We start from the raw sequence: 20,008 nt of genomic DNA, 5'->3' as shown, positions 1-20,008 counted from the left end.
GCGTTAGGCCGCATGTTGCTTCGAAAGGCCTCTGAGTATGTACAAGTGCCTGCCTGCCAAACTGACACCAGCTGCCGGCTGATCATACAAAAACAAATCTATCCGCCTTTATACCCTATTAGCACAAAAGCCCGGACCGGTTGGCTCGGGCTTTTCTTATACCAGTAGCATCGACAGGATGCCCAGCAGCATGATCAGTTTGTTCAGGTTACTCAGATAGGTGAAGTCAGCCTTTCGGTCGGCCCGCGCCAGTTTCACCACCATCCACACGCTGGGGGCCAGCACCAGGGCCAGCATATAGCCATCGAAAAGCAGCGGAGTGGAAGGGTGCAGCACGCTGGCGATCAGCAGGGCCATGAAAGCTGCAATGAGCGGATACAGGATGTATTTGGCACCCCGCATTCCCAGCACGATGGGCAGCGTGCGGCAGTCGAAGGAGGAGTCGCCTTTCATATCCTCTATGTCTTTGATGATTTCCCGGATGAGCGAGATGAGGAAGGCGAACAGGGCATAGCCCAGCGTGGTCTTGTTCAGCATGGCGTCATATACCGCCACCACCAGCAGCATAGACGCCGACAACAGCGCAATGGCCACATTCCCGATGAGCGGGAGCTTTTTCAGCCGCGCCGAGTAACCCCACAGCAGCAGCACCGCCCCCAGGTTGATCAGCCCCACCCGCACCATCAGGAGCCCCCCGATCAGGACGCCAGCAAAGGACAGCACCAGGTGCGCGAACATGGCCCGGCGCCTGCGGATAATACGCCCCACCAGCAGCCGCTCCGGCTTGTTGATGGCGTCTATCTTCACGTCGTAATAGTCGTTGATGATATAGCCGGCGGCCGCAATGCACACCGTGGAAAAGGTGAGGGCCAGGAAGCCCGGCTCCAGCACCTTGGCCCATTGCACCCCCGCCGACAGCAGGCAAGCCTGTACCAGCGCCTGGCTCAGCACAACCATCAGCAGGTTCTGGGCGCGTATAAGGCTTAAAAAAGGCTTCATGTGGCAGGGGGATATAACGGTGCAAAGGTAGGGGAGCAACCGGGAACAGCAATAAAAAAAGCCCCTTGCAAGGGGCTTTTCCAGTAACGGTGGAGTAGACTGTGCTAGATTCTTTTCACATTCACAGCATTGATCCCTTTCTTGCCTTCCTGCGTGTCAAATGCCACGCGGTCGTGCTGCTGGATGTCCACACCGTTCAGGCCGCTTGCATGCACAAAGAAATCCTCGTTTGTCTCGTCTTCAGTTATAAAACCAAAACCCTTTGACTCAATAAAAAACTTTACTTTTCCTGTCTTCATAAAGATGAATAATTTATTAGGTAATTAACTGATCGTAAACTAAAGATTTATTTTTATATATGCAATGTTATATTAAGAGAAATCTTCTATTAGTTTGAATAAAAAGTATATATACGGATGCCTACCACTTATCCTGTGCTTTCATGATCTGCTCAATCAGCTCCCGCACCGCACCACGGCCCCCTTTTTTCGTGGAGATGAAGGTGCTGATCTCCCGGATGTCCTCGGCGGCATCAGCCGGGCAGGCCCGGAGCCCGCAGCGCTCCATCACCTCAAAATCCGGCATGTCGTCGCCCATATAGGCTACCGTGGCCGGGTGTATGCCCTGCATGTAGATGTAGTCCTCGAAGGTATCCACCTTTTCCTCCACCCCCAGGTATATGTCCTCAATGCCCAGCTGCTTGAGGCGCTTGCGCACGCCCGTCTCGTCTTTGCCAGATATAACCGCCACGCGGTAGCCCTGCCGGATGGCGTGCTTGATGGCAAAGCCGTCTTTGATGTTGAAGGCCCGCACCTGCTCCCCGTCGGCAAAGCAGTAAAGCAGCCCGTCGGTGAGCACGCCGTCTACATCAAATATAAAGGTGTTGATGCGGGTAAGGTCGGTTTGAGTAATAGCCATAGGTTTTAAAACAAAGAAATATCAGACAATAAAATAAAACACAGCGCAGCCTCAGCCGCTTCGGCGCTGCCGTATATATGCTTAAAACAGGAAAAGGTTCTTCCCTCGGGAAGAACCTTTGAAAGGATCGGGACACGGCATATATAGCTGTCCGATAAACTTAATCCTGGTTGTCGCGCCACTCATATACCCAGGCAGCCTGGATCTGCTCCAGGTGGCCTTCGTTGGCCTGCTCGCGCGTGCCCTCAAAGTTCGGCAACGACAGGACCCAGTCCAGCAGTTCAGTGAAGCGGATGCGGTATATCTTGGACTCCGTGAAGTCGTCACCGAACTTCTCGTACAGCGCCATCGCGATGTCTTCGTAATCGTTCCAGTGGATGGGTGGCTCGTAGCTCTTGTTCATCTTATAAATGGTTTTATGGTTAAATGGCTGAATGGTTTTTAAAGGTTGAGGCCCCGGCATAGGAAGACCAACAATTTAACCATGCAGCCATGCAGCAATTTAAAATTAGTGTCCCAGGAAGTCCTGCTCCGGAATAGTCACCACCACGTCTTCGTTGCCCTGCACCACGCACTGGCAGCCCAGGCGGGAGTTGATGCGCGGGTCCACGGCGCGGTCGATGTAGTCTTCCTCCTTGTCCGAGATCTCGGGCAGGTCGTCCATGCCGGCCTCTATATATACGTGGCACGTGCTGCAGCCGCACACGCCGCCGCAGTTATGCTGCAGTCTTATGTCATTGTTGAGGGCCACGTCCAGCACCGACTCCCCCTCTACCGCGGGGTGCGTCTCGTCCGGTGAGCCATCGGCAAACTTAAAGGTTATATTTACGACTTTCATTTCTTCTGTATCAGTGTTAGGGCCGCAATTTACAAAGGCCTGCTGCCGAATCAAAACAGCTGCCCCAATGGGCTACATACTTAAACAACAGAACAGGCCTTAAGGTTAGCTTTGATCTGCCTGGTTGGGGCCGTCCGAAGCCTGTTCCCGGATGCTTTGGGAAAGCTGGCTATATATGGCCTGGTAGCGGGGGTGTTGGCGCAGCATCTGCAGGTGCGCCTGCAGCACATTCCCGTCTCCGCGCACCGCCGGTCCGGTCTGCACCGCAAAAGGGTTTTGCTGTGCCGCCTTCTCCATTGTCTCTTCTATCAGCGGCTGCAGGAGCTCTTTGGGCAGATTTGCCTCGCGCAGCAGTTGCTGGCTGATGCCCAGCAGGTGGTTGGTGAAGTTGCAGGCAAACACCGCCGCCAGGTGCAGCCGGCTCCTCGCTTCGGAAGATACCCGGTATACCTTGCTGCTGATGCTAAAGGCCAGTTGCTCTAATTGCAGCAGCGTTTCTTCCTCCTGCGCCTCCACCAGGAGCGGCGTGTTGGAAAGGTCCACAGGTTTCGATTTGGAGAAGGTCTGCAGCGGGTAAAAGACGCCTATCGATGCCCCTCGCACTGGCTGAAGCACGGCAAGCGGCTGCGAGCCGGAGGTATGCGCCACAATGGTGCCCAGGCTTACTTTCAACGCAGCCGCTACGTCGGCCAGGGCCGCGTCCGGCACCGCCAGCAGCACCACCTCTGCGGCTATATGCTCCAGATCCAGCGAAGCAACCGGCCGGGCCTGTGGCAGCTGCCTGGCCAGCGCCTCGCGCGGGGCGGGGCTGCGGCTATATATGGCGGTAATGGCGTGGCCCGCGGCGGCGAGCCCCGGCGCCAGGTGCCAGGCCACGTTGCCTGCACCAATCAGCGCAATGCGTTTCTTTTCAGCCGATTTCATATAGGGCGGGGTTTCGTTGGTATAGGCTGTTGAGCCCTGCGTGCCGCAAAATTAAAAAGCCTTCGCTGTAGGAGCAAAGGCTTTTTAACCGGTGCGTTGGCAACACTTAGGCTGTCTGCGCCTTTCTCGATTTCTTCGGGGTGGCGGCTTGCTTCGGCGTGCCACCTTCCTGGTTGCGGCGCACAATCGCCATCACAAACCCGATGCTCATCACAATCGTCCCGATCCAGAGCACGTTCACAAACGGTTTCTCCATCGCCTTCAGGATGATATAATCCTTCTGCGAGGCGTTCACCCCGATCTTAAACTTGTTATTCTCCGTGTCGATGTTCAGGAACGTGATGCGCAGGCCCAGGTCAGCGACCTCTTCCGGCACGCGGCCCATCATCTGGTCTTTGATCATCAGGACAGGGTGCGCGTGGTATTCCTTGCGCTCGCCCATGATTTTCATATCCGCCTGCACGGCCACATCGCCTTCTGCCATGGCCACGCCCGGCACCTGTTCGATGCGTTCGATGCCATTGAATACGGCCACGTAATCGTTTATGATGATAGTGTCGCCAACGGCCACCTCAAACTCCTGCAGGTCGCCCCAGTCTTTCTCCTCGTTCGGGTCTGGCACAGACGAAACGTGGGAGTACAAGTCTTTGTCAGCGAAGTGCTTAATGTCCGGGGAGGCCAGCAGGCCCATGTTCGGGTTCACCTGCGCGCGCGGGTAGAGGGTGAACGAATCATCGCCCTCGCGCTCCTTGTACTGCACCTGGTAAAACGTATTCTCCGGGGCCTCTAGATCCAGCGTGTCGCCTGTCTTGAAATAGACCTTGTCACCTACTTTGATGTCGCCGCGCGCAATGGCTTTGTATTCATCCGCCGTCGGGAAAAGCAGCTCCCGGTTCACGTACTCCGGTACGCCCTTCACTTCCTGGAACTGCCCGTGGTAACTTACGGTGTACTTGTCCATTTCCACGGGGGTGTTGCGCCACAGCAGCACGTTATCGCGGTTTATATCATCCGGGAACTCGCGCGAGTACACCATGCCGGAGGTGTTCTGCGAGATAATGTTAGAGTAGCCCGAAGAGAACAGGATGCCGATCAGCATCAGGGCAATGCCTATATGGGAGACCGCGCCGCCCGAAAGCGTCACTTTCTTGTGCAGCAGGTTCAGGATGATGCTTAGGTTGGCGAACACCGCAAACAGGGCCGCCACCAGCAGCGTGATATAGACCGGGTTATCAATGGTTTCGGAAAGCATGCCCATCTTCGACAGCACAATGATCAGGCTGGCGAACAGCAGCGTCAGCATGCCCGGCAGCATGATGGCGTCGATGAACGAGTTTTTAGTCTGCTCGCCTTTTCTCCACCACAGCAGCTGGCCGATACCGGACAGGATGGCGATGCCCACACCGGCCCACAACTGGAACTTGGTATAGTGCTCGATCTGGTCAGCAGGCAACGCGGCGTTTGACTCGATGCCGATAAAGCCCAGGAAGGAGTTATATACCGGGATGGAGGTGGTTACCAGCACCTGGAAACCGGCCAGGCAAAGCACGGCAGCGCCGATGAAAACCCAGAACTCGCCGTTGTAAGTCGAAAGCTCCTTCTCTGTCGTCGGGATGCTTTTCCATCTATATACCAGCAACCCAACCGCCAGCGCAGCAAATACCGCTAAATAGGCGAACAACTGGCCAGACAGGCCCAGGTCGGTGAAAGAGTGCACCGAGGCGTTGCCTAGGATGCCGCTTCTTGTCAGGAAGGTGGCATATAAAATGAGGATGAAAGAGGAGATGACGAGGATAAAAGAAGCCTTCAGGCCCTGCTTGCCACGGCGGTAGGCGATCATGGTATGGATAGCGCCCACCAGCACGAGCCAAGGGATATAAACGGCGTTCTCCACCGGGTCCCAGTTCCAGTAACCACCGAAGTTCAGTGTTTCATAGGCCCAGTAAGCGCCCATCACGGTGCCCACGCCCAAAACCACCGCCGCAAAGAGCGCCCATGGCAGCGCAGGCTTCACCCACTCCACAAACTTGCCCTTCCAGAGGCCGGCCATCGCGAAGGCGAACGGCACCAATGTGGCCGCAAAGCCCAGGAACAGCGTGGGCGGGTGAATCACCATCCAGTAGTTCTGCAGCAGCGGGTTGAGGCCGGTGCCATCCTGCGGTACAAAGTTAGGGTCCATGGCAAACACCGGGGCGTCTGTCATGAAATCGCGCATCAGGATGAAAGGAGAGGAGCCTATCTTCAGGTCACCGATTACGATACCCAGTATCATCGAGGTCAGGAAGAGCTGCACGAACGAGAACATCGCCATCACAGGGGCTTCCCACTCTTTGTTTCGCTTGCCGCCTTTGATCAGGGCCAGGCCCAGCATCACGTGCCAGAAGATCCACAGCAGGAAAGAGCCTTCCTGGCCCTCCCAGAAGCAGGAGATCATATAGTACACCGGCAGGTGGTTAGAGGAGTGGCTCCAGGCGTAGTAGTACTCGTAGCGGTGCTCATATATAATGTTGAACAGCGCGAACACCACCATCAGCACCGCCGCCGCGTGCACGTAAAACGCGCCCCGTGCCAGGTTGCGCCAGCTGTTGTCGCCGGTAGCCTCCACCTTGTTGCGCGAGGCCATGAAATATGCGTAAGAGGATACAATGGCCGCCACAAAAGCCACAATCACACTTGCATGGCCAATATCCCCGATCAGCGTATTAATCATTTTGTATAGTTAAGAGTTAAAAGTTATGAGTTAAGAGTTATGAGAGTAGTCAACTTTTAACTCATAACTCTTAACTTTTAACTAAATCAAAGGCTTGCCGTGTTTTGCTGCACTTCTTTTTCCACGTACTTAGACGGGCACTTGAGCAGGATCTTGTCGGCCACAAACACGTTGTTCTGCATGTTGCCGGTAATCACCACCTGCTCCGAGCGCTCAAAATCCTGTGGTTTCGGGTTGAAGTACACGACCTGCTGCTCCACGCGGTTGGTGTCCACGAGGGTAAAGGAAAAGTAGTTCGGGTCTTTCAGCGGGTCGTAGTTCATGCCCACGATGTGGCCCTGCGCGTCTTTCTTCAGGCGGCCCACCACGTGCACTTTGGTTTCGTTGCCGTCTTCGGCCCGCTCAATGGCCTCGCCGAACGACACATAGGTGCTGGCGTCGCCCGCAGAAGACATGATGATACCGATGGCGAGCGCGATGACGATAATGCCGATGATGTGTGACTTTTTCATCTATATATGAATAATGAGTGATCTGATTCCTTATTCTGATAGCCTAACACGCGTTTGGAGGTTTTAAATCCATCGCAGTTAGGGATATTTATCATTTTTTGCCTACAAAGCAGCGCCAGACACCATCGGGTTTATCCCTGTCAGTGGTTGTCATTGCCTGCAAGAGGCAGTACTCGGGCTACAGCAGTGCTTCCGTCTTCCAAACCGCTGTGCCGTGCTTCCAGTTCTACAAAAAACTCGTCTGAGTCCAGTAGCTTGTAAGTGCGCAGGTGTCGCTGCGAAATAAACCACATTTCGCCGTGGGTGTTGCCCAATATAAAGAAACACTCCGATGTCTCGCTGGCACTGTACACGCCAAGCACCTTGTAGGCAAAGGCGGGGTCAAACCGACCGTCGTTTACCGGGTGCGGCTTTACGTGGTCCAGCGGGCTAAGCGAAACGTATAGGCGGGGATTCAGGGTGATGCTCATCTTCAGAATATTAAAAGTGGATGAGCGTATCTACGCAAATAATCCCTCGGCGGCCGCCCCGGTTTCAGGTATGAAAAGCCAGCTGCCCTACATCCTGATGAAGCCCTGTCAGGTACTGTTGTTATTACCTCTTCACTAAATCGTCTTTCAGCTGCTTTTCCAGCTTGCTCACCTTGCGGTCTATCGTGATGAGGTATACCACCACGCCCACCATCACGGTGAGCAGCACCACCACCACCACGTAAATCTTCCCGTCCTGGCGCAGGGCGTCGGCCATCTCCACATCCTGCTGAGGGGCCGAAAACGCTACCTCCGTTTGCTCGGGCTGTGCCAGCAGGCCGGGTGTTAGGCCAAGTGTGGCGCCCAGCACGAAGCACCAGACAGCCAGTATTCTAAACAGTTTCATATAAGCGTTGTCTGAGTAATTCCAATCTTGATTTTACGTTCACCATCCAGATGCCGAGCAGCGTCCAGCCCACCACAGCCGGGTAAAACACCATCCGCAAGCGGCTGTCCAGGTCGTAGGTGTTGAAGCCGGGGTTGCCGCCGTTGCCCGGGTGGAGCGAGTCCGTGAGGCGCGGCAAGATGAACAGCAGGGGAATGAGCGCGGCAAAGGCGAAAATGTTATACACGGCGCTGATCCGGGCCCGCTGCTGCTGCTCGTTGAAGGAACTGCGCAGCACGAGGTAGGCGAAGTAGATCAGCAGGCCGATGGCGGCTCCGTTCTGCTTCGGGTCGTTGCTCCAGTACTCGCCCCAGGTGAACTTCGCCCACTCCATGCCGGTGACAATGCCCAGCACGCCGAACAGGATGCCCACTTTGGCTGCCTCAGCGGCAATGATGTCGTTTCGGACGATGGGGTTGCGGAGGTATTTGAAGGAGTAGACAACGGACACCAGCAGGATCAGGATCATGCCGAACCACATCGGCACATGGAAGTAGAGATTGCGGATGGTTTCATTCAGGATCGCCAGCCGGGGAACTTCTGTCAGCATGCCAGCCACCACGGTAAATACCAGGAGCAACACGGCCAGCACTTTCCACCAATTGTTCTTCATTTCTAATATATTAACAAAGCGGTTCCCGCTTTTTTAACTATAACATTTTCTTTTGCCATTCGTCACCAAAGCGCCTGAAAAATATATGAATTTCTCTGGTAATCGCCGCTCCCTTACGAACGCCAAAGGTACGGGAACAAAATGTAAGAAACAGTGACGACGATCATGTTTATGGCAAGCAGGGTGAGCAGTTCGTCGAGGCTGGCGCTACGGTCCAGGCCGTCCAGGGCGTTTTTCGACATTTTAATCAGCATCAGCAGCATGGGCACGATCACCGGGAAGCTGAGCACGGCCATCAGCGTGCTGCTGTTGGCGGCCTTGGAGGCAATGCCCGAAATCATGGTGAGGGAGGTGGCGAAGCCAAGGGCCCCAAGCAGGATCGAGAGCAGGAACATGGGCACATCCTGCACCGGGTTGCCCAGCACCAGCCCGTAAAACAACGCGCAGATCAAGGCCAGCACCAGCATCAGCAGGGCGTTGTAGATGATCTTGGACAGGATGACGCCCTGCGGACTCACGATGGAGTAGAAGTAGAGCAGCCGCCCCCGGTTCTCCTGCATAAAGCTTTTGGCAATGGCATTTACGGAGGTAAACAGCAGGATGATCCAGAGCACCGCGTTCCAGACCGGGACCGTAAGCGCGCCGGAGCGCAGGCCAAAGCTGAGGTAGCAGACAAACACCGTGCTGCTGACATACAGCAGCATGCCGTTAAAGGCGTATTTCTGCCGCCACTCCAGCACCAGGTCTTTGCGAATCAGGTAAATGATCTCTTTAAACAGCACTTTCTGGGTTTTGCTGCAAAGGTAAGGCGCAAATGAATGGGAAGGTAATTTCGGGTGGCTTTTGTTAGATGCTGATAGATGGTTGTTAATTGTTATATGGCTATATGGTTGAATGGTTTAATTGTTAAATGGCTCATTTATGCCGCAAGTTTGAGCGAAGCGGTAACTTGCGGCAGGGCATGGCGTCAAGTTTTCAACTTGTGCGTTTAGAGGGGCAACGCAAGTTGCAAACCAGCGATCAGGAAAACCACAAGTTGAAAACTTGCGGCTTGAAATATTCCAATAGAGTATCATATAACCGATAAAAAGTAAAAAAGCACGGGCCTTATCGGCCCGTGCTCTATATATAACCTTGCTGATTTCAACGATCAGCCACATACCGCCAACAGCCTAATCCTTCTTTTTCTTCCTGTCGGCCTTGTGCTTCACCACTTTGGCTTCGCGGTAGAAGATGATCTCCTCCGCAATGTTCGTTACCTGGTCGCCGACGCGCTCTACCTTTTTAATAATAGAGAGAATAACGAGGGCCTCCGAAATCTTGTCGGGGTTGTTGGCCATATACTTCGTCACGATGCCATCTGATTTGCGGTAGATCTTGTCCAGCGCCTTGTCGCGCTTGATGATGGGTTTTGCCAGCACCGGGTCGTTGTTCTTGAATGCCACGCGGCAGTCGGCGAACATGGAGATGGCCTCGTCGTACATGGGCATCAGGTTTGTCAGTTCCAGCAGCTCCATGCTTACGGGGCTACTGAGCTTTTGGGCAAACCGCGCGATGCCCGACGCGGTGTCGCCGATGCGCTCCAGGTTGGCGTTTATTTTGAGGACAGCCAGCACCAGGCGCAAATCCACGGCCACGGGTGTGAACAGGGCAAAGAAGTTCTCGCACATCCGGTCGATCTTGACGTCGAACTGGTTCACCTTCCGGTCGCGCTTCACGATTTGCTTGGCCAGTTCCTGGTCGGCGTTCAGCATAGCCTCGCGCCCGCTCTGCAGCTGGTACTCCACCAGGTCCCACATCTCCAGCAGTTTTACTTTCAGTTTATCTAACTCTACATCAATATGAGGCATCTTATCTATTTATATATGGCTGATTATATATGGCAGAATCTAACAGTATACGGCAGAGGCGCGCGCGGCGGCTCAACCGAAACGGCCGGTGATATAGTTCTGGGTGCGGTTATCCTGCGGACTCGTGAACATGGTCTTTGTCTTGGCGTACTCCACCAGCTCCCCCATGTAAAAGAATGCCGTGTTGTCGCTCACGCGGCCCGCCTGCTGCATGTTGTGCGTCACGATCACGATGGTGTAGTCGTTCTTCAGCTCATAGATCAGCTCCTCTATTTTGGCCGTGGAGAGCGGGTCGAGGGCGGAGGCCGGCTCGTCCATCAGCAGCACGGAAGGCGAGATGGCCAGCGCCCGGGCAATGCACAGCCTTTGCTGCTGCCCACCCGACAGGGCCAGCGCTGATTTGTTCAGGTTGTCCTTCACCTCGTTCCAGAGGGCGGCCCGCTTCAGCGATTTCTCCGCCGCCTCCTCTAAGATAGCTTTTTTCTTGATGCCCTGTATTTTTAGGCCATATACCACGTTCTCGAAAATGCTCTTCGGGAAGGGATTCGGCTTCTGGAACACCATGCCCACCTCTTTGCGCAGCTCATCCACGCGCACCTCCTTCGCATATATGTCGCGGCCATCCATCAGGATCTCCCCTTCAGTCCGGAACCCCTCTATATAATCGTTCATGCGGTTAAATGTTCGGAGAAACGTGGATTTGCCACAGCCCGAAGGCCCGATGAAGGCTGTCACGTTCTTTTCTTCCATGGCGATGTTGATGCCTTTCAGCGCCTGAAAGTCGCCGTAATAGGCATCGAGGTTAATTGCCTCCAGTTTATTCGTTCTTTTACTCATGGGTATCTTACCACTTGATTTTTTTCTGCTGCCTGTTACGCAGGTATACGGCAATGCCGTTCAGCAGGAAGGTGATGATCAAAAGGATGATGATGGCCGCCGCGGCGTTTGTCTGGAAAGCCCCCTGTGGGCGTGATGTCCAGTTAAAGATCTGGATCGGCAGCACGGTGAACTCGTCCAGGGGCGAGGCCGGGGTAAAGGGCACGTACGCCAGCGCCCCGATCACGATGAGCGGCGCCGCCTCGCCCACTGCCCGGGACAGCGCCAGGATGATGCCCGTCAGGATGCCCCCGAACGAAGCCGGCAGCACCTGGTTCCAGATGGTCTGCCACTGCGAGGCGCCAAGGGCGTAAGAGCCATCCCGAATGCTGCGCGGCACGGCCTTGATCGCCTCCCGGGTGGTAACGATGATAATGGGGAGGATCAGGAGCGAGAGCGTGAGCGCACCGGCCAGCAGACTGTTGCCGAGGCGCATCTGGCGCACGAAAATCTCCAGGCCCAGCAAACCATATATAATGGAGGGCACCCCGGCCAGGTTGGCAATGTTTATCTCCAGGAAATTATTCAGTTTGTTCTTCCGGCTGTACTCCTCCAGGTAAACTCCCGCCGAAACGCCCAGCGGGAACGCGATGAGGGTGGTGAGGACCAGTATCCAGACGGTGCCGACCCAGGCGGTCAGGATGCCGGCGCGGCTGGCCCTGCGCGAGGGCAGGGTGGTGAGAAAGTCCCAGTCGATGCGCTGCACCCCCTCCAGGATAATGTCAAAGAGAAAAATCCCCAGCACCACCAGCCCGATGAAGGTGCAAAAGATGCCGAAAGCCTGGAAGGCTTTGTCTTTGAGCCTGTTGATGTCAGAGTTAGTCATACTTTTCCTGGTATTTCTTCTTGATCCAGAAGCTGAGGTTGTTCAGCGCGAACGTAAAGATGAAGAGCGTGATGCCGGCCGCGAAAATGGTCTTGTACTCCAGCGAGCCCTGCGGCACGTCCCCCAGGCTTACCTGCACGATATAGGTGGTGATGGTTTCGATGGGCACCAGCGGGTTGAGGGTAAGGCGGGGTTGCTGCCCGGCGGCAACGGCCACGATCATCGTCTCGCCCACGGCCCGGGAGATGGCCAGGATCACCGACACCACAATGCCTGAGGAGGCGGCCGGCACCATCACCCCGAATGCTGTCTGCAGGCGGGTGGAGCCCATGCCGTAGGCCGCCTCGCGCAGCGAACGCGGCACGGCGCTGATGGCGTCTTCGCTTAAAGAGGAGATCATCGGGATAATCATGATGCCCATCACCATGCCCGCCGAAAGGGCGTTGAACCCGGCGAGCCGGGGGATAAGCGTCTGCAGGAAAGGCGTCACCACGGTTAAGGCGAAGAAACCATATACCACCGTCGGGATGGTGGCCAGCACCTCCAGCATCGGTTTCACTACCTGTCGCATACCGGCGTGCGCGTACTCGTTCAGGTAGATGGCAATGGTTAGCCCGATCGGCAGCGCGACGGCAATGGCGATGGCGGTCGTCAGCAGCGTACCGGCCACAAGCGGCGCAATGCCAAATTTCTTATCGGCAAAAAGCGGCGTCCACTCCTTCTCTGTCAGGAAATCGACAAGCGAAACGACCCGGAAAAAGCCAATGGCCTCAGAAAGGAGAACCCAGATGATGCCGATCGTGATGAGAATGGTGATGACGGCGGACAACCACAACAAACCCTCGATAATTTTCTCTGATACTCTCAAGGTGCTTTTTATTTAAATGCCGCTGCAGCCCCTGACTGTAGGGCTGCAGCAGCACCGGTTAAGTGGTAGCGGGTTACTGTTGCGCCGCGGTCTCGGCAGGTGCTGCGCTTCCGACGAAATCACTGAACTTCGCTTTCTGCTCCTGGTACATTTCTGTGGGCATCGGTATATAGCCCACCTCTTCGCTCAGCGTAGCCGCATTGTCCAGGTAGAAGTTCACAAACTCCACGCCCGCCGGGTTATCGGCAATTTTAGAGCTTACGTAGATGAACAGCGGGCGGGAAAGCGGGGCATAGGTTCCGTCCTTCACTGTTTCGATAGACGGAAGGATCGCGCCGGTGCCGTTGCTGTCGTCCTCATCGTTCACCGGTATTGCTTTCAGCTTATCCCTGTTCTCCTCAAAGTACGCGTAGCCAAAGAAGCCGAGGGCGTTCGGGTCGGTCGATACGCCCTGCACCAGCACGTTGTCGTCTTCGCTGGCCGTGTAGTCTCCGCGGCTGGAGTGGCTTTCGCCTACAATCGCCTCCGTAAAGTAATCGTAAGTGCCCGACTCCACGCCCGCGCCATATAGGCGCAGCGGCCTGTCAGGCCACTCCGGGCGTATCTGGTTCCAGGTCTTGATGGTGCCCTGGGCGGCAGGCTCCCATATCTTCTTCAGTTCCGCCACTGTGATGTCCTTCGCCCAGTCATTTTCGGGGTGCACCACAACTGTCAGTCCGTCGTAGGCCACCGACAACTCAACATAAGTGATCCCGTTTGTCTTCGCTAGTTCGGCCTCGGACTCACTTATTGCCCGGGAGGCATCCACGATGTCGATGTCGCCGCGCGTGAATTTTTTGAAGCCGCCACCCGTGCCCGATACACCGACCGTCACCCTTACATCGGGGGCCTCGGCGCGGAACTCCTCCGCCACTGCCTCTGTGATGGGGTAAACCGTAGAGGAGCCGTCTACCTGGATGGTGCCCGAGAGGTCGCTCTCCGCACTTTCGCTGCCGCCGCCGCAGGCGCCTAACAGCAGCGTACCTCCTATAAGTAGCGTGGCGTGTAGTTTATTATATGTGTGCCCGAAGTTCAACATGTAGGTATGTTTTTAGGTTGGTTGTAAGATAGATTAGCTATATAGGGCAGTATATGAATTATAGAGAATATACTGTAATGTGAATCAAGTGGTTGTGTTGTGCGGCTGCAGGGCTGCCACGTTTCTGCCAAAGGCTGTTTGCTGATGCAAAGTTGCTATGCCGGCACGCATCCCACACCGTTAGCCGTGTTAAGGAATTATTAAGCTTTCAGGGTTTCTTACAGGGCTACCTCCAGTTGCATCCGGAACTGATATACCTCATCCCGGCCTGCTTCCTCGATCAGCGAGACATCGGTTTGCACCTTCAGGCTGTGCCCCACTATATACTTCGATAAGCCGACGGTGTACTGCTGCTGTTCCCGGAGCCCGGTCGCCTGTGCGGGGTTGTAGGTGGTGTAGCGGCCGGCGACTTCCCAGTTCGTATCGAAAAGGTAACCGCCCTGTAAGTTTAAGGCGCTGCCGGTCACGAACGTACCCAGCGGGACACCTTCTTCAGAAGTCACCACAGGGCCTTTGGGTGCTTCCTTGTTCGCGAATTCTGCCATGGCCGAGAAGCCCCTGTATTTGAACATCGCATCCACAAACACGGTTTGCAGGTCGCGCTCGCCGCCCAGGAAACTGCCCAGCTGGCCGCGGGCGCGGGAGGCATTGTCGTTAAAATCGTAGGAGGCGGCCAACGCAAGTTTGGGGGTTTCTTCACGGGCAAGGTCGCTGCCCACGTATTCGCCTTCGCCTTCAAACTCACCGAACGGCAGCACTTCCACGCGCGCGGTATAGTCGTAGCCGCCGGCGTTGTCTGTGGTGATGTCGCGCCCCTCGCCCATCGAGATGGAGCCAATCTCGCGCACGACCACCTGCCCGAGCGCATGCACATGGTGCAGTTGCAGGCCTGCGTCGCGGTCGATGTTAAAGCGGGAATTGAGCAGGCTGCGGTCCACGAACTGCATTTTCTGGGAGGAGATGACGCGCTCGCGGTTACCCGGCAGCTTGGTCTGACCAACCCAGAGTTGCCAGTTTGGAGCAAACTGCCATTTTGCCACCGCGTCCAGTATCACGTTATCAGCGTCGTTTGTCCGGTCGGGGGTGTCGCTGCCAATGTCGCTGTTGCTGAGGCCCAACTCTATTTTATATTCCAGGTTTGGGGAGAAGGCAAACCCCTCGAACTTCAGGCGCGCCCGCCGGATCAGGAAGCGGTCGTCCCATTCTTTCGATTCGGAGTTGGTGCTGCCCTCGTACAGCGTTTGAAACCTGGTGCCAAACTTCAGGCTGAAAGAGGAGTCGGGGGCTGATATTTCAATGCCCTTGCCGAATTTGCTTTTGATAAAGCTCTGGCTGTTGGCGTGTTTGCTCGAGGCGAGGAGCGAAAAGAGCAGAAGCAATGCTCCTTTGTAGGTGTAATGCACAATGTTGTTTTTTTGGTGAGAAATAAGCAAAAATTCCTAAGGGAGTCACCCCTGAAATACATAAGCTGTTTTATCAGCAACTGTCGGTTCTTCTGCGGGCGCGGCAGTTTAGTCAGGCTGCCGCAGCGCTTCCCTCAGCTGCGGTGCAAAGTAACGGACTTCATGTTACTCTGCAGTTACCGCTATGTTAAGGTAATGTTAAGCTTCTGTGGCCGCCAGAAGCCCCGGGCGGTGCAGCGGCAAGGCCTGAATCATCCAGCAGCGCATGCAAATGGTGATTTTCCGGATTAGTGCAGGGGGCTTGCCAGGCTGTAGAACTACTGCATAACATACCGTTAATTTATGCATAATCCCGCCGTAACCTGTGCGTAACCATGCCTTAACAAAGGCGAAGCATTCTTAACCATCTCATAACCGGGTCTTAAAACTGGCATAACCTGGGCGCTGTAGTTTTGCATCGAGACTAAACAACAGTAAACCATGAAATTCCTATTAACACTTCTCGCACTTCTCACCACTAGCGTATATGGCTTTGCCCAGCAGGGAGCCCTGAAGGGCAAGGTGACAGACAAAACTACCGGTGAGGCGGTTATCGGCGCCGTGGTCTTTATTAAAGGCACGCCCAAAGGCACCACCACCGACTACGAAGGCAACTATATGCTCCCGCTCGAGCCGGGCGCGCACACCGTGTCGGTGACATTCATCTCTTATAAGCCTTTTGAGCAGGGGGTGCAGGTAAGCGCCGGGCAGCCAACCGAGGTGAATGTGCAGTTGGAGGAGAACACCACGCAGATACAGACGGTGGAGATAGTAGGCACCAGGCAGACGAACACGGAGGCGGCGGTGCTGGCGACCATGCGCGAAAGCGAGGTGGTGGTGAGCGGCGTGGCCGGTGAGCAGATCGCCAAGTCTATGGACCGCGACGCCGCCGAAACCGTGAAGCGCATCCCGGGCGTTACCATTCTCAACGACCGTTACGTGGTGATCCGGGGGATGGGCCAGCGCTACAACACGGTGCTGCTGAACGATGCCCTGACCCCGAGCACGGAGCCGGACATGAAGGCGTTCTCCTTCGACATCCTGCCGACCAGCGTCATCGACCGCATCCTTATATATAAGAACGGGTCGCCGGAGCTGCCGGGCGAGTTTGGCGGCGGGGTCGTGAAGATCTACACCAAAAACGTGGTGGACGAGAACAGCACCAGCATCGGCGTATCCGGCTCTTACCGCGTGGGCACCACATTCCAGAAATTCCTGACCGACAGCAAGAGCAGCACCGACTTCCTGGGCTATGACAACGGCAAGCGACAGATACCGGGGGCGCTGAATGCCTCCGCCAGACCCGCCCAAGGCGAGGTGCCGCAGAAAGGGCAGCTGTTCCCGAATAGCTGGGCGCCGCAATCCGTAACGGCCGCGCCCGATCTGCGCCTGTCGCTGGGCCTGAACCGCCGCTTCGATGTAGGCTTGCTCAGGATCAGCACCGTTTCCGCCGCCTCCTACAGCAACACGCAGTCCAACACCGAGGGAACGCGGGACACGTACGGCTCCTTTAACGAGGCCCTGGGCCAGAGCGAGCGCCAGCTGAGCTACAACGACAAGGTATATACCAACAATGTGCGCCTGGGCGTGATCAGCAACTGGTCAGCCCGGCTGAACAACGACAACAAGATTGAGTTCCGGAACCTGTTTAACCAGCTGGGCAGCAACGAGGTGCTGGAGCGTGAGGGGATAGACTACACGAACGGTGGGCAGCGGCAGCAGAACTACTCGCTGCGCTACGAAAGCCGCATGATCTACTCCGGACAGCTGCAGGGTACCCACGACTTCAACGATAACAACACCACCGTCACCTGGACCGGCGGCTACAACTACACCAACCGCAACGAGCCGGACTACCGCCGCTTCCGCACCGCCGACGACAGCGGCGACGGAACGTACAGGCTGCTGTACCAGCCCATCCCCACCCTGCGCGACGCCGGCCGTTTCTACTCCGACCTGAACGAGCACGGGGTGATGGCCAACGGGCAGATTGAGCACCGCTTCGCAACGGCGGATTCTGCCGCCGAGAACGCGCCTAAGATCAGGGCGGGTTTCTACGCGGAGCGCAAGAGCCGCGACTATACCTCCCGTTTCTTCTCGTTTGCCCCGGCCAATACCTCCATGTTTGACCAGGCCATCCCGCTGCTGCCGATCGACCAGGTGTTTGCCTCCCGTAACATCAACAACACCACCGGCTGGAAACTGCTGGAAGACTCTAACCCGCAGAACAACTACCAGGCCTATAACACCTACCTCGCTGGGTTTATAGGAGGGGCCACACCGCTCACAAGGGCGCTCTCTGTCGCAGGCGGTGTGCGCGTCGAGTACAACAACCAGGAGCTGGAGTCGCTGGGTTTTGATGGCCGCCCGCTGAACAGGGACAACCCGGTGCTGAGCGTGCTGCCGTCGGCTAACTTCACTTACAACCTCACCCGACGCGCCATGCTGCGGGCGGGGGGTAGTATGAGTGTAAACCGGCCTGAGTTCCGAGAGATCGCCCCGGCGCCTTACTTCGACTTCGTAAACCTGCTGGAGGTGATCGGCAACCCAAGCCTGGAGGTGGCTACCATATATAACGGGGACCTGCGCTACGAATTTTACCCCAACCCAACGGAGATCCTCTCCATCGGGGCCTTCTACAAATACTTCAACAAGCCTATAGAAACCGTTTTCCAGAACACCAGCGGCGCGAATACCATCACCTTCGCCAATGCGCAGAACGCTTACAGTTATGGTCTGGAGGCTGAAGTCAGGAAGTCGCTGCTCGACCTGTCGGAGTCGCGCTTCGTGCAGAACCTGACGCTGGTGCTGAACGCGGCCCTGGTGCAGAGCGAGGTGGCGCTAACGGACGAATATGCCTCTTATCAGCAAGGCAAGCGCCAGATGGTGGGCCAGTCGCCTTATGTGATCAACACCGGGGTATATTACCAGGACGACGACCGCAAGCTGCAGGTAAACGTGCTCTACAACGTGATCGGGACGCGCATTTTCGCCGCCGGCAGCAACCTTCGCCAGACGGTATATGAAATGCCCCGCCACCAGATCGACCTGTCCCTAACCAAAGGCATCGGGGAGCACTTCGAGCTGAAGGCCGGTATCCAGGACCTGCTGAACCAGAAAACCCGCCTGATCCAGGACTCTGACAACGATGACAAGATCACCTCTGTGGACGAGTCCTTCCGGGAGTTCCGGAAAGGCCAATACTCTACCTTGGGCGTGACCTATAAATTTTAACAAACCGAAACAACACAAACCAAACACTTATTAACCATCACTTATGAAAAAGTTATTTAACCTGTTAATGGTTGCCTTGCTCGCCGTGTCATTCGTTGCCTGCGACGACGACGATACCGATACACCGGTCGTAGCAGGCGAGGAGTTTACGACTGAGCAAGTAAACGGCATGACCGTTATTTCCGGCTCCACAGAAGAAGACTTTACGATGAACGCGAACACCAAGTACCTGCTGAGGGGCTTTGTATATGTGAAAGACGGCGCGAAGCTTTCCATTGAGCCGGGCACGGTGATCATGGGGGAGAAAAGCACGAAAGGAACGCTCATCGTGGAGCGTGGCGGCATGATCATGGCACAGGGCACAGCCTCGAAGCCTATCGTGTTCACCTCTGCGCAGCCAGCGGGCTCCCGTGCCGCCGGCGACTGGGGTGGCCTCATCATCCTGGGCAATGCCCCGGTGAACCTGGGCGCTGCTGCAAAGATAGAAGGCGGTGTGGACCGGGAGTACGGTGGCTCTGATGCTGCTGACAACTCCGGCACGCTGCAGTATGTGCGCATCGAGTACCCGGGCATCGCCTTCCAGCCAGACAACGAGATCAACGGCCTTACGCTTGGCGGTGTCGGGTCAGGCACTACCATCGACTATGTGCAGGTGTCTTACAGCGGCGACGACTCTTTTGAGTGGTTCGGCGGCACCGTGAATGCCAAGCACCTGATCGCTTACAAGACTGTGGACGACATGTTCGACACCGACAACGGCTACGCCGGCAAACTGCAGTTCCTGCTGGGGATCGCGGACCCGAACGTGGCCGATGCCTCCGGCTCCAACGGCTTTGAGTCTGACAACGACTCGCAGGGCTCTGCGGCTACCCCGATCACCGCGCCGACTTACTCCAACGTTACCCTGTTCGGCCCGCTGGGCGCCACTTCCAACATCAACGCCAACTTTAAGCGCGGCCTGCACATCCGCCGCAACAACCAGACGAAGCTGCACAACTCTATCGTGCTGGGCTGGCCTACCGGCCTGCTGCTGGATGGCACTCCCACCGAGCAAAACGCTGCCAGCGGCGCGATGATGGTTCAAAACACGGTGATTGCGGGTATTCCTTCGGGCAAGGCACTGGCTGTGGTCGACGGCAGCACCTTTGACCTGGCAACCTGGTTCAACGCCGCCGAAAAAGGCAACGCCGTGGTAGACGACGCCTCTACACTGGGTGTGGGCGGGGCTTACAGCGCTACCCCTGCCTTCACGCAGGCTACAACAACGGTTGTACCCAGCTTTACGGGGATGGACAGCTTCTTTACAGCTGCGGACTACGTGGGAGCCTTCGGCGCTACGGACTGGACGGCTGGCTGGGCAAGCTTCAACCCGCAGAACACCGCCTACTAAGACTTTAAATAGATT

21 protein-coding genes are annotated in these 20,008 nt (G+C 56.1%); 2 read left to right on the top strand and 19 right to left on the bottom strand.

The features are described from left to right. Positions 1 to 156: 156 nt before the first annotated feature. The 19 genes from ABD920_RS12520 to ABD920_RS12430 form a co-directional block, all read right to left on the bottom strand. Positions 157 to 999: a geranylgeranylglycerol-phosphate geranylgeranyltransferase gene (locus ABD920_RS12520; protein WP_345159454.1), complete on the bottom strand. Its 843-nt coding sequence runs from the start codon at positions 997 to 999 to the stop codon at positions 157 to 159. A gap of 104 nt (positions 1,000 to 1,103) precedes the next feature. Beyond that, the gene (locus tag ABD920_RS12515; protein WP_345159453.1) at positions 1,104 to 1,298 is read right to left on the bottom strand and encodes a cold-shock protein; all 195 of its coding nucleotides are present in this window, start codon (positions 1,296 to 1,298) and stop codon (positions 1,104 to 1,106) included. A 121-nt stretch (positions 1,299 to 1,419) separates the two neighbouring features. Continuing rightward, entirely contained in the window at positions 1,420 to 1,917 is a 498-nt protein-coding gene (locus ABD920_RS12510; protein ID WP_345159452.1) for a KdsC family phosphatase, read from the bottom strand. A 160-nt stretch (positions 1,918 to 2,077) separates the two neighbouring features. Then, positions 2,078 to 2,320: a Fe-S cluster assembly protein IscX gene (gene iscX, locus ABD920_RS12505; protein ID WP_115565180.1), complete on the bottom strand. Its 243-nt coding sequence runs from the start codon at positions 2,318 to 2,320 to the stop codon at positions 2,078 to 2,080. 105 nt (positions 2,321 to 2,425) lie between these two features. Next, complete coding sequence (locus tag ABD920_RS12500; RefSeq protein ID WP_345159447.1) at positions 2,426 to 2,755, bottom strand: 2Fe-2S iron-sulfur cluster-binding protein; 330 nt, start codon at positions 2,753 to 2,755, stop codon at positions 2,426 to 2,428. A gap of 105 nt (positions 2,756 to 2,860) precedes the next feature. Then, positions 2,861 to 3,679, bottom strand: a complete 819-nt coding sequence (locus tag ABD920_RS12495; protein WP_345159446.1) for a Rossmann-like and DUF2520 domain-containing protein — start codon at positions 3,677 to 3,679, stop codon at positions 2,861 to 2,863. 106 nt (positions 3,680 to 3,785) lie between these two features. Beyond that, positions 3,786 to 6,389, bottom strand: coding sequence for a cytochrome c biogenesis protein CcsA (gene ccsA, locus ABD920_RS12490; protein ID WP_345159445.1), 2,604 nt, complete (start codon positions 6,387 to 6,389; stop codon positions 3,786 to 3,788). 86 nt (positions 6,390 to 6,475) lie between these two features. Further along, entirely contained in the window at positions 6,476 to 6,901 is a 426-nt protein-coding gene (locus tag ABD920_RS12485) for a cytochrome c maturation protein CcmE domain-containing protein (protein ID WP_345159442.1), read from the bottom strand. A gap of 140 nt (positions 6,902 to 7,041) precedes the next feature. Continuing rightward, complete coding sequence (locus ABD920_RS12480; RefSeq protein ID WP_345159441.1) at positions 7,042 to 7,371, bottom strand: hypothetical protein; 330 nt, start codon at positions 7,369 to 7,371, stop codon at positions 7,042 to 7,044. Between the two features lie 124 nt (positions 7,372 to 7,495). Further along, entirely contained in the window at positions 7,496 to 7,777 is a 282-nt protein-coding gene (locus ABD920_RS12475) for a CcmD family protein (protein WP_345159438.1), read from the bottom strand. Next, a complete protein-coding gene (gene ccsA / locus ABD920_RS12470) occupies positions 7,764 to 8,429 on the bottom strand; it encodes a cytochrome c biogenesis protein CcsA (RefSeq protein WP_345159436.1) in 666 nt (221 codons plus the stop codon). Before ccsA (ABD920_RS12470) ends, ABD920_RS12475 begins: the two co-directional genes overlap by 14 nt. Before the next feature lie 113 nt (positions 8,430 to 8,542). Continuing rightward, positions 8,543 to 9,184 (bottom strand): heme exporter protein CcmB, encoded by a 642-nt coding sequence (locus tag ABD920_RS12465; protein WP_345159832.1) that lies wholly within the window; start codon positions 9,182 to 9,184, stop codon positions 8,543 to 8,545. A gap of 144 nt (positions 9,185 to 9,328) precedes the next feature. Then, complete coding sequence (locus tag ABD920_RS12460) at positions 9,329 to 9,589, bottom strand: hypothetical protein (RefSeq protein WP_345159434.1); 261 nt, start codon at positions 9,587 to 9,589, stop codon at positions 9,329 to 9,331. A 12-nt stretch (positions 9,590 to 9,601) separates the two neighbouring features. Next, positions 9,602 to 10,279, bottom strand: coding sequence for a phosphate signaling complex protein PhoU (phoU, locus tag ABD920_RS12455; protein ID WP_345159432.1), 678 nt, complete (start codon positions 10,277 to 10,279; stop codon positions 9,602 to 9,604). Between the two features lie 72 nt (positions 10,280 to 10,351). Then, entirely contained in the window at positions 10,352 to 11,116 is a 765-nt protein-coding gene (gene pstB, locus ABD920_RS12450) for a phosphate ABC transporter ATP-binding protein PstB (RefSeq protein WP_345159431.1), read from the bottom strand. A 7-nt stretch (positions 11,117 to 11,123) separates the two neighbouring features. Continuing rightward, a complete protein-coding gene (gene pstA, locus ABD920_RS12445) occupies positions 11,124 to 11,981 on the bottom strand; it encodes a phosphate ABC transporter permease PstA (protein ID WP_345159430.1) in 858 nt (285 codons plus the stop codon). Continuing rightward, positions 11,974 to 12,849: a phosphate ABC transporter permease subunit PstC gene (gene pstC / locus ABD920_RS12440; protein ID WP_345159428.1), complete on the bottom strand. Its 876-nt coding sequence runs from the start codon at positions 12,847 to 12,849 to the stop codon at positions 11,974 to 11,976. Before pstC ends, pstA begins: the two co-directional genes overlap by 8 nt. Before the next feature lie 73 nt (positions 12,850 to 12,922). Then, positions 12,923 to 13,927, bottom strand: coding sequence for a PstS family phosphate ABC transporter substrate-binding protein (locus ABD920_RS12435; RefSeq protein WP_345159426.1), 1,005 nt, complete (start codon positions 13,925 to 13,927; stop codon positions 12,923 to 12,925). A gap of 218 nt (positions 13,928 to 14,145) precedes the next feature. Next, positions 14,146 to 15,330 carry a porin gene (locus ABD920_RS12430; RefSeq protein WP_345159425.1) on the bottom strand — a complete coding sequence of 395 codons (1,185 nt, stop codon included), beginning with the start codon at positions 15,328 to 15,330 and terminating at the stop codon, positions 14,146 to 14,148. Positions 15,331 to 15,810: 480 nt separating this feature from the next. Between ABD920_RS12430 and ABD920_RS12425 the strand changes: the two genes are divergently transcribed. Beyond that, positions 15,811 to 18,603 carry a TonB-dependent receptor gene (locus ABD920_RS12425; RefSeq protein ID WP_345159423.1) on the top strand — a complete coding sequence of 931 codons (2,793 nt, stop codon included), beginning with the start codon at positions 15,811 to 15,813 and terminating at the stop codon, positions 18,601 to 18,603. 43 nt (positions 18,604 to 18,646) lie between these two features. Then, the gene (locus tag ABD920_RS12420; protein WP_345159421.1) at positions 18,647 to 19,993 is read left to right on the top strand and encodes a T9SS C-terminal target domain-containing protein; all 1,347 of its coding nucleotides are present in this window, start codon (positions 18,647 to 18,649) and stop codon (positions 19,991 to 19,993) included. The last annotated feature ends 15 nt before the right edge of the window (positions 19,994 to 20,008 follow it).

Origin of the sequence: Pontibacter saemangeumensis (assembly GCF_039541895.1) — a bacterium.
Classification (GTDB): Bacteria; Bacteroidota; Bacteroidia; order Cytophagales; family Hymenobacteraceae; genus Pontibacter; species Pontibacter saemangeumensis.
The sequence above is the reverse complement of the archived record's forward strand: the minus strand, read 5'-3'. Positions and strand labels throughout refer to the sequence as shown.